Below are 14,219 nucleotides of genomic sequence, written 5' to 3'. Positions count from 1 at the left end.
ACGATGACAGTTGTACTGGATACACTCGTCGCCGTTCGGCGCACTGCGATGGACCTGCTCGCTCGTCGCGAGCATGGTCGAGTCGAGCTGACGCGTAAGCTGCGTCAGCGCGGTGCGGAGCCTGAGATGATTGAAACCGCCCTCGACCGGTTGACGGAAGAGGGGCTGCTTTCCGAGTCCCGTTACCTTGAAAGCTTTGTATCCTACCGAGCCCGCTCGGGCTACGGCCCGGCGCGCATTCGTGAGGAACTGAGCCAGCGAGGCCTGCAACGCGCGGATATTGACCTGGCCCTGCGAGAGTGCGGGATCAGTTGGCAGTCGCAACTGGAAGACACTTGGCGTCGCAAGTTCTCGGGCCATCTTCCCATCGATGCCAAAGAGCGCGCGAAGCAAGGGCGCTTCCTCAGTTATCGCGGGTTTTCGATGGACATGATCAGCCGCTTGCTCAGCGGTAAGGCCATGGACGACTGACACCTTGGTGCCTCGCCTGCTCTGATACCCCGTCTCCCGTGGCAAACGAGTTTCTGTAGCAAACGGGCCTCTGTGGTACACCGACTTCTATGGCAAACGGGCGTCTGTGGCAAAAGGGCGTCTATGGCAATCGGGCTTCTGTGGCGAGCGGGCTTGCCCCGCGTTGGGCTGCGAAGCAGCCCCAATCCCCTCCACCCGCCCAAAATGATCCCTCCAAAAAGGCCCACTATGAAAATAGTGGGCCTTTTGTCGTTCCTTCAAAAAATCAAGCCGGCTCCGGCGCCAACCGCTGCTGCGCCTTCCCCTGAGCCTGTGCCCAGTTCTCCGGCAAGTTGATGTAATCCACCAACTCTCTCAAGCGGCCCTGATCGCGGCCATTGAAGTTGAACACCAACCGCGTCAGATGGCTGAACCTTGGCTCGTCATGCTCCTCGCCCGTGTAGGCAAGTTGCTGGAAATCCCCACTCAATCGCAGGCTGGCAAACTCGCTTTGCAAATGGGCCAACGCTCGATCACTGAGCGGGTGATTCATGCGCACCACAAACTCGCGTTTCAGCCAGCGTGTGGAGTGGAAGTTGGCATAAAACTGATTGATCTCTTCCACCGCCTCTTCGGCGCTGTAGACCAGCCGCACCAGCTTGAGGTCAGTCGGCAGGATATAGCGATTGGCTTCCAGCTGGCTGCGGATGAAGTCCAGGGCGCCCTGCCAAAAGCCGCCTCCGGGTGCATCCAGCAATACCACGGGCACCAGTGGGCTCTTACCGGTCTGGATCAGGGTCAGTACTTCCAGGGCTTCATCCAGGGTGCCGAAACCACCCGGGCACAACACCAACGCATCGGCTTCCTTGACGAAGAACAGCTTGCGGGTAAAGAAGAAGTGGAACGACAGCAGGTTCTCGGTGCCATCGATAGTCGGGTTGGCATGCTGTTCAAACGGCAGGGTGATATTGAAGCCCAAGCTGTGTTCCAGGCCGGCACCTTCATGGGCTGCCGCCATGATGCCGCCGCCGCCGCCCGTGATCACCATCAGGTCCGAGCGTGCCAGGGCCGCGCCCACTTCCCGGGCCAGCGCGTACAGCGGGCTTTCCACCGGGGTACGGGCCGAGCCAAACACCGTGACCTTGCGCCGGCCCTTGAACTGTTCCAGTACACGGAAGGCATGGTCCAGCTCGCGGATGGCTTGCAAGGTTATCTTGGCGTTCCAGCGGTTGCGGTCATCCTGGGCCATGCGCAGCACGGTCAGGATCATGTCGCGATACAGGGGAATGTTCGGGCTGTTGGGAGCGACCAGTTGGAGTTGTGCTTCGACCTGTTGTGTAAGGTCGGTCCCGTTTTCTTCAAAATGACGGAGCAGGCGGTCATTCGGTTCGTAAGGCATTCAACTTCTCCTTCTTCACAGAGACCGGGCCATCGGCGAGATATTCGTCCGGGGGCCACGACACTGCATGTGTCGCTGCATACCCAATGCATTGCACGTGTTCGCTAGGCAGCAAACGGGCTCTGTATGTTCCTTGTGATTTAAAAACCTTTGCACTGCAAGTCGCAGGAGGGCAACCCTCTTTTGCCCTGAAAATGTTACAGAACGGCGTGGAAACCGTTGTGGACGGGCGGTTGGGATAGCTTGATCATGGGCCGAAAAACCCTTGGCTGGCAACCGCTTATTGGTCACTCATCAGCAAGTTTAGCCGTGTAAAGGGAGTTGACGCGGGGGGAGTGCGCGCCACCGAAAAGCAGCGCGCTGGGGGCAGGCAAGGGTTACTTTTTCTTCTTGGCGGCAGCCGGTGCCGGGCAGTCCGCTTCCACGAACTTCACCGATGCCACAGGACGGTTGGTCTTGTTCTCGGTGATTTCGTAGCGCATTACCGCGCCCTTGGCCATCAGCTCGCGGTAGCCTTTGTTCAGGCACACGCTCTGGCCCAGTTGGAAATACACCGCCTTGGGGTTGGCACGCATCTGTTCGGCGCGGTCGGGCAACACGCTCAAGTGATCGATCAGCTGCATACCTTCAACGGTGTAGGCCACTTCCAGGGTTTTTTCGTCGATTTCCCGGGGCAGGTCCTTGTTGCTTTCGGCCGCGACGCTTTGCAGCTTCCGGTTCATTTGGGCCTCCAGCAGCGAGGCCGCCTGGGCGCCGACGGGCAATACCAGCGCAAGGGCGATGGAAGGGGCGGCAAGACGCAGCATGGAACGCAGCATGAAACTCTCCTGATTCGGTTACTGGTGCATAGACCAGCCACTGCGCTGTGCGTTCAGTGGCGCGCAATTATAGGTGAGCCGTTGCCACTACAGCCAGGCGTATCGCTGGTAAACTGCCGCCACTTCAGTCTTCCACGAGTTTTTCCGTGTCGATCTACCCCTCTTTACGGCCCACCCAATGAGCCACGCCGTTTCCCGCCTGCGTACCCAGCGCCTGGCGCGGGCCGTCAGGCCGTTTCTGAACCGTGGCTCGCGGGCCGAACGCTGCCCCGGCTGCCGCGTGATCCCCGAGTATTGCCTGTGCGCCTGGCGACCCAAGGTCGCGGCCAGGTCGGCGATGTGCCTGTTGATGCATGATGTCGAGCCGATGAAGCCCAGCAACACCGGCTGGCTGATTGCCGATGTGATCGACGACACCACGGCGTTTGCCTGGTCGCGCACTGAAGTCGACCCGGAGTTGCTCACCTTGCTGGCTGACCCGCAGTGGCAACCCTATATCGTATTCCCCGGCGAATTTGTCGCGCCTGAGCGCGTCGTCAGCGCAGTGGCGGTGGAGGAGGGCAAGCGCCCGTTGTTCATCCTGCTGGATGGCACGTGGAGCGAAGCGCGCAAGATGTTCCGCAAAAGCCCGTACCTGGAGCATTTGCCGGTATTGAGCCTGGCGCCCGAGCAGCTCTCGCGCTACAAACTGCGTCGCTCCAAGCGCGATGACCATTTCTGCACCGCCGAAGTCGCGGCCTTGTGCCTTGAGTTGGCCGACGATGGCGCCGCCAGCGAAGTGCTGGACGCCTACCTCGACGTCTTCAGCAGCCATTACCTGGCCGCCAAGTTCCAGCTGCCCCTGGACCCGACCGACATCGTCCATACTCGTCTGGCACCTTATATACCTGCGGTATAACCAGACGACGTTTGCATGATGGCACCGTAAACCCGCGCCCCGCTAAAATGCCCGCGGGCGTAGTGCTTGACCCCCCAGGCTGCGCTGGGCATGCTGGGCGCCGATTGGGGTGCAACCGTGAATTTTCGACGTCGTTCCAAGTGCTTTTGACGTTGAACGTACCCTGTGGCGTCGGCTGCCTGGCTGTCGCCTTGTGTCTTGGTGAACCCTGAACCCATCAGGGCTGCCATAAAAAACAGGATCATTTAATCAATGGCCACATACGAAATCCTGATAGCCGATGACCACCCGCTGTTTCGCAGTGCGCTGCATCAAGCCGTCACCCTGGGCCTGGGCCCTGACGTACGCTTGGTCGAAGTGGCCAGCATTGCCGAACTGGAAGCCCGCCTCACCGAAAAATCCGACTGGGACCTGGTGCTGCTCGACCTGAACATGCCGGGTGCCTACGGTTTCTCCGGGCTGGTGCTGCTGCGCGGGCAATACCCGCAGATTCCCGTGGTGATGGTTTCGGCCCAGGAAGAAGCCGATGTGGTGGTGCGCTCCAAGGAGTTTGGCGCCAGCGGTTTCATTCCCAAGTCCAGCTCGATGGAAGATATCCAGAAAGCAGTACGCACCGTATTGGATGGCGATGTGTCCTGGCCGCCACAGGCGTTTGAAGAAATCAACGTGTCCGACGAAGCCAAGGCCGCCCGCGATGGCCTGGCCAGCCTCACACCCCAGCAGTTCCGCGTGCTGACCATGGTCTGCGAAGGCTTGTTGAACAAGCAGATTGCCTTCGAGCTGAGCGTGTCCGAAGCGACGATCAAGGCCCATGTGACGGCGATCTTCCGCAAGTTGGGAGTGCGTACACGCACCCAGGCGGCGCTGCTCTTGCAACAACTTGAGTCAATTTCGCAGCACTAAGCTGTCAGCGATTCACGCTTTTTTGACTTGGCGTGATCTAGTTTCCCCACTTCTTTGGTTCAGTTGCCTACGTCTATGTCGCCTTTCAAGGGTCAAACCGGTATCAAACGTATCTTCAATGCAGGGGGTTACTCCCTGGATGGCCTGCGCGCGGCGTTCACTGGCGAGGCGGCCTTCCGTCAGTTGGTGCTGCTCAACGTTATCCTGATCCCGCTGAGCTTTTTCCTGCACGTCAGCCGGGTGGAGCGGGCGTTGCTGATCGCGGTGTGCCTGCTGGCGCTGATCGTCGAATTGCTCAATTCGGCGGTCGAGGCGGCCATCGACCGTATTTCGCTGGACCGCCACCCGCTGTCGAAAAACGCCAAGGACATGGGCAGCGCCGCGCAATTTGTAGCGCTGACCATGATCACGCTGGTGTGGGCCGTGATCCTGATCTAACCCTCAGGCAATGCTCGGCAGCACGATCTCGTCGCTGCGCTGAACCCCGGCGGTGAAGGCGCGGCAAAGCTCGAGGAATTCGCGCATCGCCGAGGTCTGGTACTTCTGTTTATGCCAGATGAAGTAGAACTGCCGGGCCAGGTCCAGGTCCGGGGTTTCCACCGGTACCAGGCTGCCACGGCGGAATGCATCGCGCAGCGCCAGGCGAGAGATGCAGCCAATCCCCAATCCCGACTCCACCGCCCGCTTGATCGCCTCGGTATGCTCCAGCTCCAGGCGGATATTCAGCGCGCTGCGGTGATGGCGCATGGCCTGGTCGAACGTCAGGCGCGTACCTGAGCCTTGTTCGCGCAGGATCCAGGCTTCGTGGGTCAGCTCGTCCATGCTCGCCACACCGCGCTTGGCCAGGTGATGCAGCGGCGCGCAAAACACCACCAGCTCATCTTCTACCCAGGTTTGTACTTCGATGTCCGGGTGGCTGCAGTCGCCTTCGATTAGACCCAGGTCAATTTCGTAGTGCGCCACCTGGTGCACGATATGTGCAGTGTTCTGCACATGCAGCTTCACCTGGCTCTCGGGGTGCTGTTGCATGAAGCTGCCGATCAGCAACGTGGCCAGGTAATTGCCGATGGTCAGGGTGGCGCCCACCGCCAGCGAGCCGAAGCCGGACTTGCCGTTGAGCAGGTCCTCGATCTCCTTGGCCTGGTCCAGCAGCGCCACCGCCTGGGGTAACAGCTGGTGACCCAAGGCGTTGAGACTCAGGCGCTTACCGGCGCGGTCGAATAATTGGCAGCTGGATTGGCGCTCCAGCTCGGTGATCGAGGTGCTGGCGGCGGATTGCGATAAGGCCAGAAGGCCAGCAGCGCGCGAGACGCTTTCCTGCTGGGCGACGGCGACGAAGACTTGCAGTTGACGGAGAGTAAATCGCATATCGATATAACCGATAACCCTTATCTTAATAATCCAGTTAACAGATATTGTCGCCGCCATTAGAATGCTGTGCAATTGCGCACCTATCATTTGGCGCAGACCCATTTCCAGGAGTCCCCCGTACATGAGCAACATGAACCACGAGCGTGTCCTCAGTGTTCATCACTGGAACGACACTCTGTTCAGCTTCAAGTGCACCCGCGATCCGGGCCTGCGCTTCGAGAACGGTCAGTTCGTGATGATCGGCCTGCAACAGCCCAACGGCCGCCCGCTCATGCGCGCTTACTCGATTGCCAGCCCGAACTGGGAAGAGCATCTGGAGTTCTTCAGCATCAAGGTGCCCGATGGCCCGCTGACTTCCCAATTGCAGCACTTGAAGGAAGGCGACGAGATCATCATCAGCAAAAAACCGACAGGCACCCTGGTGCTTGACGATTTGAAGCCGGGCAAACACCTGTACCTGCTCAGCACCGGTACTGGCCTGGCGCCGTTTATGAGCGTGATCCAGGACCCGGAAACCTACGAGCGTTTCGAAAAAGTGATCCTGTGCCACGGCGTGCGTTACGTCAATGAAGTCGCCTACCGCGAGTTCATCACCGAACACCTGCCGCAGAACGAATTCTTCGGCGAAGCGCTGCGTGACAAGCTGATCTACTACCCGACCGTTACCCGCGAGCCGTTCGAGAACGAAGGCCGCCTGACCGACCTGATGCGCAGCGGCAAGCTGTTCAGCGACATCGGCCTGCCACCGATCAACCCCGAGGACGACCGCGCCATGCTGTGCGGCAGCCCGAGCATGTTGGACGAGACCAGCGAAGTGCTGAACAGCTTCGGCCTGAAGGTTTCGCCACGCATGCGTGAGCCGGGCGACTACTTGATCGAACGCGCCTTCGTCGAGAAGTAACCCCTGCAGGAGCCGGCTCCTACAGTAAAAAGAAAAGCCCGCGTTGCCTGAAGGCAGCGCGGGCTTTTTCATGTCTGCGGTTTATTGGGCCGCAACCACTTCCAGCACGCAAATCATCCCGGCCTCGGGATAGTGCCAGCGCACATCCACATCCCAGAACTGCGCGCCATATTCACGCTCCGGCCCCGGGGTTTGATACGCCGGCCGCGGATCCTGGGCCAGGCACTGCTCGATCAGCGCCACCAACGGCTCGTCAAGGCGCTGGGCGTGGCCTTGTGCCTGATGCAAAGCGGTCTTCAGCCACTGCACCGTAATCAGCTGCGGCGCGCTGCTGGCGATGTGGTTGGTGGCCGTGTCGACGATGTCGGCATAGGGTACATACGGCTTGATATCCAATACCGGCGTGCCATCGAGCAAATCGAGCCCGGAAATCCACAGCTTGCCCGGTTCGACCCTGTCCAGCTTGACCACCGATTGACCAATGCCGTTGGGCCGATGCGTCGCGCGGGTGGCAAATACGCCCATGGACGTGTTGCCGCCCAGGCGCGGCGGGCGCACCTTGAGGCGCGGCTTGTCTTCCAGTGCCTGGTGAAACAGGAACAACAGCCACACATGGCTGACCTGCTCCAGGCCCTGCACCGCCTCACCCTGGTCGAATGGCGCGACCAATTCCAGCACGCCCCGTGCGGCAGGCGCCAGTTGCGGCTGGCGCGGGATGGCGAACTTCTCCTTGAAACAGGAGCGGACAAAGCCGATGGGCGAGACGCTGTAACTCATTTTTGAAGCCTCAAGTGGCAAGCTTCAAGCTCTTGGAGCTTGAAGCTTGTAGCTGATTTAAGCTCTGACGCGCAGCGTCAGCCCCTTGAGGAAGTTGCGCAGCAACTGGTCGCCGCACGGGCGGTAGTTGGTGTGGCCGAACTTGCGAAACAGCGCGCTCAGCTCCGGCTTGGACACCGGGAACTCGGCGGCCTTGAGGATGGCGTGCATGTCGTCTTCCTTCAGCTCGAAGGCCACGCGCAGCTTCTTGAGGATGATGTTGTTGGTCACCGGGGTCTCGATCGGCTGCGGCGGACGGCTTTCGTCCTTGCCGCGCTTGAAAATCACCAGGCCGTCGAGGAAATGGGCCATGACTTCATCCGGGCAGAACACAAAGCCTTCTTCCTCATCTTTCTTGAGGTAGGTCAGCAGGTCTTCCTTGGTCACGTCCATGCCGCCGAGTTTGATGATCTCGACCATCTTGTTATCGCTGATATCGAGCATGTAGCGCACGCTGCGCAGTACGTCATTGTGAATCATGGTGGGCAATCCTGGTTTTCAACGGTGGACACCGCCGGGTGAGGCGGTATCGAGAAAAGGTGCGCGGCTTAGAACTTCTCTTTGCCGGACATATAACGCCATTGGCCAACCGGCACTTTGCCGATGGACACGCCGCCGATGCGGATGCGGCGGACGGCGACGACTTTCAGGCCAACGGCTTCGCAGAACAGGGCGATCACGCCCGGTTGCGGGTTTTTCATGGCAAAGCGCAGGCGGTTTTCGTTCTGCCAGCTGGCTTTCACGGCAGGCAGCTCTTTGCCTTTGTAGGTCAGGCCGTGGTTCAGGCGGTTGAGGCCGTGCGCAACCATGTCGCCTTCGACCTCGACCACGTATTCCTGCTCGATCTTGGCGGCATCGGCGGTCAACTTGCGCAGGATCTTCCAGTCCTGGGTGAAGACCAGCAGCCCGCTGGCCTTGGCTTGCAGGTCGGCGCTGGCGCTCAGGCGCAGGAAATGGCCCTTGAGCGGGCGTTTGCCGAAGCGATGCTCTTCGGACAAGGTCTCGGCGCTGATAGACGCCAATGCCGTCTCGGCATCCACGCCGGCAGGCGCGTGCAGCAGGATGGTCACCGGCTCCGGCGCAGTGGCCTTGGCTTCGGGGTCCAGCTCGACGTTCTGCGTGGTGACCTTGAACTGCGGCTCGTCGATCACTTCGCCGTCCACCGAGACCCAGCCGCCTTCGATAAACAGCTCAGCCTCCCGACGGGAGCAACCGACCAGTTCGATGAGGCGTTTGGAGAGGCGTATGGGGTCAGTCATGACAAGGGCCGTAACAAAAGGGGGCGGTTATTGTACCTGCCTGGCGCCGGTTAATCCCGGCCCCATTTCAGTGCTGCTGCTTTTTGTCGGAGCTTGCCTGCGATGGCGTCGCCTCGGTACACCCGATAAACCGAGTTGTCTGCATCGCAGGCAAGCCAGCTCCCACAGGTGTTCTGCGCTGTGTCAGCCACTGCGTAGCTGTTGCTGCTGGCGCAAGCGCATGTGCAGCAACGGATACGGCTGCCCAAGACCATCATGCTCCGTGCGTCCGATCACCTCGAACCCCTGCTTGAAGTAAAACCCCAGGGCCTGCGGATTTTGCTCGTTCACGTCCAGTTCGTCGGCATTCATGCGCTCGATCGCGTAGCGCAGCAGTTGGCGGCCGAGGCCCTGGCCCCGGTGTTGCGGGTCGATGAACAGCATCTCGACCTTGCCCGCAGCGACGCCGGCAAACCCGGTGATGCGTTGGCGCGAGTCCTTGGTGCAAATCAGCATCACCGCGTCCAGGTAGCGGGTCAGCACCAGGTTTTTCAGCAACTCGATGTAACTGTCTGGCAGAAAATCGTGGGTGGCCCGCACCGATGCCTCCCAGATGCGTGCCAATTCGGCGTAATCGCTGATTTTAGGTGTGTGGATAACCGAATGCTGACGCATGCCCGCTGCCCCTTTGCCTTGATGTGCGCTGATGGGCAAAACGATAGACCTAAAAAAGCCCCGCATCTTGTCCAGAGGCAGGGCTTTTTCAAAATATTACACGTCAGTCACGCTTCTCGGCCCACAGGTCGTATTCGTCGGCGTCCGTCACGGTGCACCAGACCTTGTCACCCGGCTTCAAACCGCTGGCATCGTCGATAAACACGTTACCGTCGATCTCCGGGGCATCGAAGAAGCAGCGGCCGACCGCGCCTTGCTCGTCGACTTCGTCGATCAGCACTTCGATTTCCTTGCCGATGCGCAGTTGCAGGCGCGCCGAGCTGATGGCCTGCTGGTGCGCCATGAACCGCTCCCAACGGTCCTGCTTGACGTCGTCCGGCACCACGGCCAGGTCCAGCAGGTTGGCCGGAGCGCCTTCCACCGGCGAGTACTGGAAACAGCCGACGCGGTCCAGTTGGGCCTCGGTCAGCCAGTCCAGCAGGTACTGGAAGTCTTCTTCGGTTTCGCCGGGGAAGCCGACGATAAAGGTCGAGCGAATGATCAGCTCCGGGCAGATCTCGCGCCAGTTCTTGATGCGCGCCAGGGTCTTGTCTTCGAAAGCCGGGCGTTTCATGGCTTTCAGGACTTTCGGGCTGGCGTGCTGGAACGGGATGTCCAGGTACGGCAGGATCTTGCCGGCGGCCATCAACGGGATCAGCTCGTCCACGTGCGGATACGGGTAAACGTAGTGCAGGCGCACCCACACACCGAGGCTGCTGAGGGCTTCGCAGAGTTCGGTCATGCGGGTTTTCACCGGCGCGCCGTTCCAGAAGCCGGTGCGGTATTTCACGTCGACGCCGTAGGCGCTGGTGTCCTGGGAGATCACCAGCAGCTCTTTCACGCCGGATTTGACCAGGCGCTGGGCCTCGTCCAGTACATCACCGACCGGGCGGCTGACCAGCTTGCCGCGCATCGAGGGGATAATGCAGAAGCTGCAGCTGTGGTTGCAGCCTTCGGAAATCTTCAGGTACGCATAGTGGCGCGGGGTCAGCTTGATGCCCTGCGGCGGCACCAGGTCGATCAGCGGGTTGTGGTCCTGGCGCGGCGGCACGACTTCGTGCACGGCGTTGACCACCTGCTCGTACTGCTGCGGGCCGGTCACGGCCAACACGCTTGGGTGCACGTTGCGGATATTGCCTTCTTCCACGCCCATGCAGCCGGTCACGATGACCTTGCCGTTTTCCTTGATGGCCTCGCCGATCACTTCCAGCGACTCCGCCTTGGCCGAGTCGATGAAGCCGCAGGTGTTGACCACCACCACGTCGGCGTCCTGATAAGTGGACACCACGTCATAACCTTCCATGCGCAGTTGGGTCAGGATGCGTTCGGAGTCGACCAGAGCCTTCGGGCAACCCAGGGAAACAAAGCCAACCTTGGGGTTGGCCTTTGCGATGGTGGTGGACATGTCTAACCTCGGTATTGAATGACGCCGCCAGTCGGGCACGACAGGGCTGCGGACGGGCACTTGGTGTGCCTCTGATCAAAAAGTGCGCAATTCTAGCGACGGGCAACGCACTTGACCAGCTTTATGCAGGGAAATGCGACGAGTGCTGCGTTGGGTAATTCGCAGAGCCCTTCCACGCTCTCAAGCCCGCACGTCCTGCTCCGTGCGGTGCGCGACGACTTTGGACATGCCCACCCCCAACGCCTGGAGCACTTTCAGCAGGGTGGAAAGTTTTGGGTCGCCGCCGACGGCGATGGATCTGTAGAGATTAGCTCTATTGAGCCCGGTGTTCTGCGACAAGCTGAGCATTCCGCCACGAGCTTCCGCCACTCGACGAATAGCGACAAGAAACGCGTCCTCACCCCCCGCTTCATCGATTTCCTCAAGTGCGACGGACAGATATTCCAGGGCAAATGCTTCGTCGTCTCGGAGCATTTCAAGAACACTCTCTTCATGAGAACGAGTACGAATGGTCATTTTTGCTGCTCCTTGTAGGATTTCCAGAGAGCCTTGGCCTGATCGATGTCGTTCTGCTGTCTGGCCTTTGAGCCACCACCCAACAGGAAAACAATTTTTCGATCCACGATTGCGTAATACACGCGAAACCCAGGTCCGAAGTCGAGCTTCATCTCAAAGACCCCATCACCCACCGGCTCCGCTACGCCAAAGTGACCAAGTGATGCTCGGTCCACTCTGGTGGTGATTCTTGCCTTTGAACGGGTGTCTTGCACGGTGTCCAGCCAAGCTTGGTAGATGTCTACGCCGTTGACTGACAGAACGTGTTTCCCTTCGTACATAAGGAATGTACCTTAAAAGAGACAGGTCGATGATTGAGTTTTTGTATCGACTGCGCGCCGCAGGGGCACGATTGATGGATCAGGTAAGCCGGTCAAGGAAACCCCGCTTGCACCGCTAAAGGCAGCATTACTAAGCCGGGCCCAAAATATACGGTCGGCCGTGATGCGCTCAATGCAGGCAAATAGGCCCCAAAATGCCTTGATCTCTTTTAATGACGGCAGAAAACGCCACCCCTATCACTTGAGCAGGGAAATGCGACGAGTGCTGCGCTATGCTTCGCGCCGTTGCACATGGGTAGAACCCCTGGGTCAATAAAACGTCTGTTACGAGAAGTAAAACAGCGCATGCTAGGGTCAGCTTAGGCGCGTTGTTTATAAAAGACCTCAGGTCAAAGGGCAGGAGTGGTTGATGGGTCACGCGAGTAGTCAGGCAGCAGGTGCCGAGCATTCAAACGCCAAGCCGATTGGCATGCTGGTGGCAGCGGTCGGGGTGGTTTATGGCGATATCGGCACCAGCCCGCTCTACACCCTTAAAGAGGTGTTCAATGGGGGGTATGGGGTTCAGGTCAACCATGACGGGGTGCTGGGGATCCTGGCGCTGATCTTCTGGTCGCTGATCTGGGTGGTGTCGATCAAGTACATGCTGTTTGTACTGCGTGCGGACAACCAGGGCGAGGGCGGCATCATGGCGCTGACCGCGCTGGCGCGCCGGGCGGCGGGGGAGCGCAAGAAGCTGCGCAATTTCCTCGTGGTCTGTGGCTTGTGCGGGGCTGCGCTGTTCTACGGCGACAGCATGATCACCCCGGCGATTTCGGTCTTGTCGGCCATTGAAGGCCTGGAACTGGCATTCGATGGCCTGGATAAATGGGTCGTGCCCATCGCGCTGGTCGTGTTGGTGGCGTTGTTTCTGATCCAGAAACACGGCACCGACCGCATCGGCAAGCTGTTCGGACCGGTGATGGTGACCTGGTTCCTGGTGCTGGGTGGTCTTGGTGTGTATGGCATCACCCTGCACCCTGAAGTGCTCAACGCCTTGAACCCGATGTGGGGCGTGCGTTTCTTCGAGGCTCACCCCGGCATTGGCGTGGCGATCCTGGGGGCGGTGGTGCTGGCTTTGACCGGTGCCGAGGCGCTGTACGCAGACATGGGGCACTTCGGCCGCAAGCCCATCGCCCGCGCCTGGTTCATCCTGGTGCTGCCGGCGTTGGTGCTCAATTATTTCGGCCAGGGCGCGATGCTGCTCGGCGATCCGGAAGCTGCGCGCAACCCGTTCTACTTGCTGGCGCCGAGTTGGGCGCTGATCCCGCTGGTGGTGCTGTCGACCCTGGCCACGGTGATTGCGTCGCAGGCGGTGATTTCCGGTGCGTTCTCGTTGACGCGCCAGGCGATCCAGTTGGGTTATATCCCGCGCATGCACATCCAACACACGTCCAGTGCCGAGCAGGGCCAGATCTACATCGGCGCGGTGAATTGGTCGCTGATGGTCGGCGTGATCCTGCTGGTGCTGGGCTTCGAGTCCTCCAACGCACTGGCGTCGGCCTACGGTGTAGCCGTGACCGGTACCATGCTGATGACCACGATCCTGGTGTCGGCGGTGATGCTGCTGCTGTGGAAATGGCCACCGATCCTGGCCGTGCCGGTATTGGTCTGCTGCCTGCTGGTCGACGGGCTGTACTTCGCCGCCAACGTGCCGAAGATCATCCAGGGCGGCGCCTTCCCGGTCTTGGCGGGGATCGTGCTCTTTGTGCTGATGACCACGTGGAAGCGCGGCAAGCAGTTGCTGGTCGAGCGCCTCGACGAAGGCGGCCTGCCGTTGCCGATCTTTATCAGCAGCATCCGTGTGCAACCGCCGCATCGCGTGCAGGGTACGGCGGTGTTCCTCACCGCGCGCCCGGACGCCGTGCCCCATGCGCTGTTGCACAACCTGCTACACAACCAGGTGCTGCACGAGCAAGTGGTGCTGCTGACGGTGGTCTACGAGGATATTCCACGCGTACCGGCCGCCCGGCGCTTCGAGGTGGATGCCTACGGCGAGGGGTTCTTCCGGGTGATCCTGCACTTTGGCTTTACCGATGAGCCGGACGTGCCTGAAGCGCTGAAGCTGTGCCACCTCGACGAGCTGGATTTCAGCCCGATGCGCACCACCTATTTCCTCAGCCGTGAAACGGTGATCGCCTCGCGCATCAAGGGCATGGCCCGTTGGCGTGAAGCGCTGTTCGCGTTCATGTTGAAGAATGCCAACGGCAACCTGCGGTTCTTCAAGCTCCCGGTCAACCGCGTGATCGAACTGGGCACCCAGGTCGAGATGTAAGCCTGTGCACGACGGGAGCCGGCAATCGGCTCCCGCTTTCGTTCTGAACCCTGTGCAATCCAACGTTGTCGACTAGGCTGTAGGAGCAAGCTTGCTCGCGAAAAACGTCAATTAAAACGCGTTGATCCTGAATACACGCGGCGCCGGTGAGTCTTTCGC

The 14,219-nt window shown here is 60.1% G+C and carries 16 protein-coding genes; 6 read left to right on the top strand and 10 right to left on the bottom strand.

Going from position 1 to position 14,219, the window contains the following annotated elements:
- Nucleotides 1-3 precede the first annotated feature (3 nt).
- Nucleotides 4-471 carry a recombination regulator RecX gene (gene recX / locus C9990_RS25265; RefSeq protein WP_065903279.1) on the top strand — a complete coding sequence of 156 codons (468 nt, stop codon included), beginning with the start codon at nt 4-6 and terminating at the stop codon, nt 469-471.
- A 265-nt stretch (nt 472-736) separates the two neighbouring features.
- On the opposite strand, the gene C9990_RS25260 is transcribed toward recX, so the two are convergent.
- Nucleotides 737-1,849 carry a TIGR00730 family Rossman fold protein gene (locus C9990_RS25260; protein WP_106804998.1) on the bottom strand — a complete coding sequence of 371 codons (1,113 nt, stop codon included), beginning with the start codon at nt 1,847-1,849 and terminating at the stop codon, nt 737-739.
- Nucleotides 1,850-2,226: 377 nt separating this feature from the next.
- Nucleotides 2,227-2,667: a PA3611 family quorum-sensing-regulated virulence factor gene (locus C9990_RS25255; protein ID WP_065903274.1), complete on the bottom strand. Its 441-nt coding sequence runs from the start codon at nt 2,665-2,667 to the stop codon at nt 2,227-2,229.
- 178 nt (nt 2,668-2,845) lie between these two features.
- Here C9990_RS25255 and C9990_RS25250 point away from each other — a divergent pair, with 178 nt between their 5' ends.
- The 3 genes from C9990_RS25250 (at nt 2,846) to C9990_RS25240 (ending at nt 4,906) form a co-directional block, all read left to right on the top strand.
- Nucleotides 2,846-3,565: a tRNA-uridine aminocarboxypropyltransferase gene (locus C9990_RS25250; RefSeq protein WP_106804997.1), complete on the top strand. Its 720-nt coding sequence runs from the start codon at nt 2,846-2,848 to the stop codon at nt 3,563-3,565.
- 252 nt (nt 3,566-3,817) lie between these two features.
- Nucleotides 3,818-4,468: a response regulator transcription factor ErdR gene (erdR, locus tag C9990_RS25245; RefSeq protein WP_065903269.1), complete on the top strand. Its 651-nt coding sequence runs from the start codon at nt 3,818-3,820 to the stop codon at nt 4,466-4,468.
- Nucleotides 4,469-4,543: 75 nt separating this feature from the next.
- Entirely contained in the window at nt 4,544-4,906 is a 363-nt protein-coding gene (locus tag C9990_RS25240; protein WP_017137081.1) for a diacylglycerol kinase, read from the top strand.
- Nucleotides 4,907-4,909: 3 nt separating this feature from the next.
- Here the strand turns inward: C9990_RS25240 and C9990_RS25235 are convergent, their stop codons facing one another.
- Complete coding sequence (locus C9990_RS25235; RefSeq protein WP_177410354.1) at nt 4,910-5,836, bottom strand: LysR family transcriptional regulator; 927 nt, start codon at nt 5,834-5,836, stop codon at nt 4,910-4,912.
- Nucleotides 5,837-5,960: 124 nt separating this feature from the next.
- Here C9990_RS25235 and fpr point away from each other — a divergent pair, with 124 nt between their 5' ends.
- Nucleotides 5,961-6,740, top strand: a complete 780-nt coding sequence (gene fpr / locus C9990_RS25230; protein ID WP_003189055.1) for a ferredoxin-NADP reductase — start codon at nt 5,961-5,963, stop codon at nt 6,738-6,740.
- Nucleotides 6,741-6,821: 81 nt separating this feature from the next.
- Here fpr and tsaA read toward each other — a convergent pair whose 3' ends face one another.
- From tsaA to C9990_RS25195, 7 genes are all read right to left on the bottom strand, one after another.
- The gene (gene tsaA / locus C9990_RS25225) at nt 6,822-7,517 is read right to left on the bottom strand and encodes a tRNA (N6-threonylcarbamoyladenosine(37)-N6)-methyltransferase TrmO (RefSeq protein ID WP_106804995.1); all 696 of its coding nucleotides are present in this window, start codon (nt 7,515-7,517) and stop codon (nt 6,822-6,824) included.
- Between the two features lie 57 nt (nt 7,518-7,574).
- A complete protein-coding gene (locus C9990_RS25220) occupies nt 7,575-8,036 on the bottom strand; it encodes a DUF1456 family protein (RefSeq protein ID WP_043048901.1) in 462 nt (153 codons plus the stop codon).
- 68 nt (nt 8,037-8,104) lie between these two features.
- Nucleotides 8,105-8,815, bottom strand: a complete 711-nt coding sequence (locus C9990_RS25215) for an rRNA pseudouridine synthase (RefSeq protein ID WP_106804994.1) — start codon at nt 8,813-8,815, stop codon at nt 8,105-8,107.
- 183 nt (nt 8,816-8,998) lie between these two features.
- Nucleotides 8,999-9,469, bottom strand: coding sequence for a GNAT family N-acetyltransferase (locus tag C9990_RS25210; protein WP_106804993.1), 471 nt, complete (start codon nt 9,467-9,469; stop codon nt 8,999-9,001).
- A 103-nt stretch (nt 9,470-9,572) separates the two neighbouring features.
- Nucleotides 9,573-10,913, bottom strand: coding sequence for a 30S ribosomal protein S12 methylthiotransferase RimO (rimO, locus tag C9990_RS25205; RefSeq protein ID WP_003231334.1), 1,341 nt, complete (start codon nt 10,911-10,913; stop codon nt 9,573-9,575).
- A gap of 180 nt (nt 10,914-11,093) precedes the next feature.
- The gene (locus C9990_RS25200; RefSeq protein ID WP_106804992.1) at nt 11,094-11,429 is read right to left on the bottom strand and encodes an addiction module antidote protein; all 336 of its coding nucleotides are present in this window, start codon (nt 11,427-11,429) and stop codon (nt 11,094-11,096) included.
- Complete coding sequence (locus C9990_RS25195) at nt 11,426-11,749, bottom strand: type II toxin-antitoxin system RelE/ParE family toxin (protein WP_106804991.1); 324 nt, start codon at nt 11,747-11,749, stop codon at nt 11,426-11,428. Before C9990_RS25195 ends, C9990_RS25200 begins: the two co-directional genes overlap by 4 nt.
- A gap of 409 nt (nt 11,750-12,158) precedes the next feature.
- On the opposite strand from C9990_RS25195, the gene C9990_RS25190 reads away from it, so the two are divergent.
- The gene (locus tag C9990_RS25190; RefSeq protein ID WP_065903251.1) at nt 12,159-14,060 is read left to right on the top strand and encodes a potassium transporter Kup; all 1,902 of its coding nucleotides are present in this window, start codon (nt 12,159-12,161) and stop codon (nt 14,058-14,060) included.
- Nucleotides 14,061-14,219 lie beyond the last annotated feature (159 nt).

Source organism: Pseudomonas sp. S5D5, from assembly GCF_003013355.1.
Taxonomy (GTDB): Bacteria; Pseudomonadota; Gammaproteobacteria; order Pseudomonadales; family Pseudomonadaceae; genus Aquipseudomonas; species Aquipseudomonas aylmerensis.
Note: the sequence above shows the minus strand (reverse complement) of the source record. Positions and strands in the feature narration are given on the sequence as shown.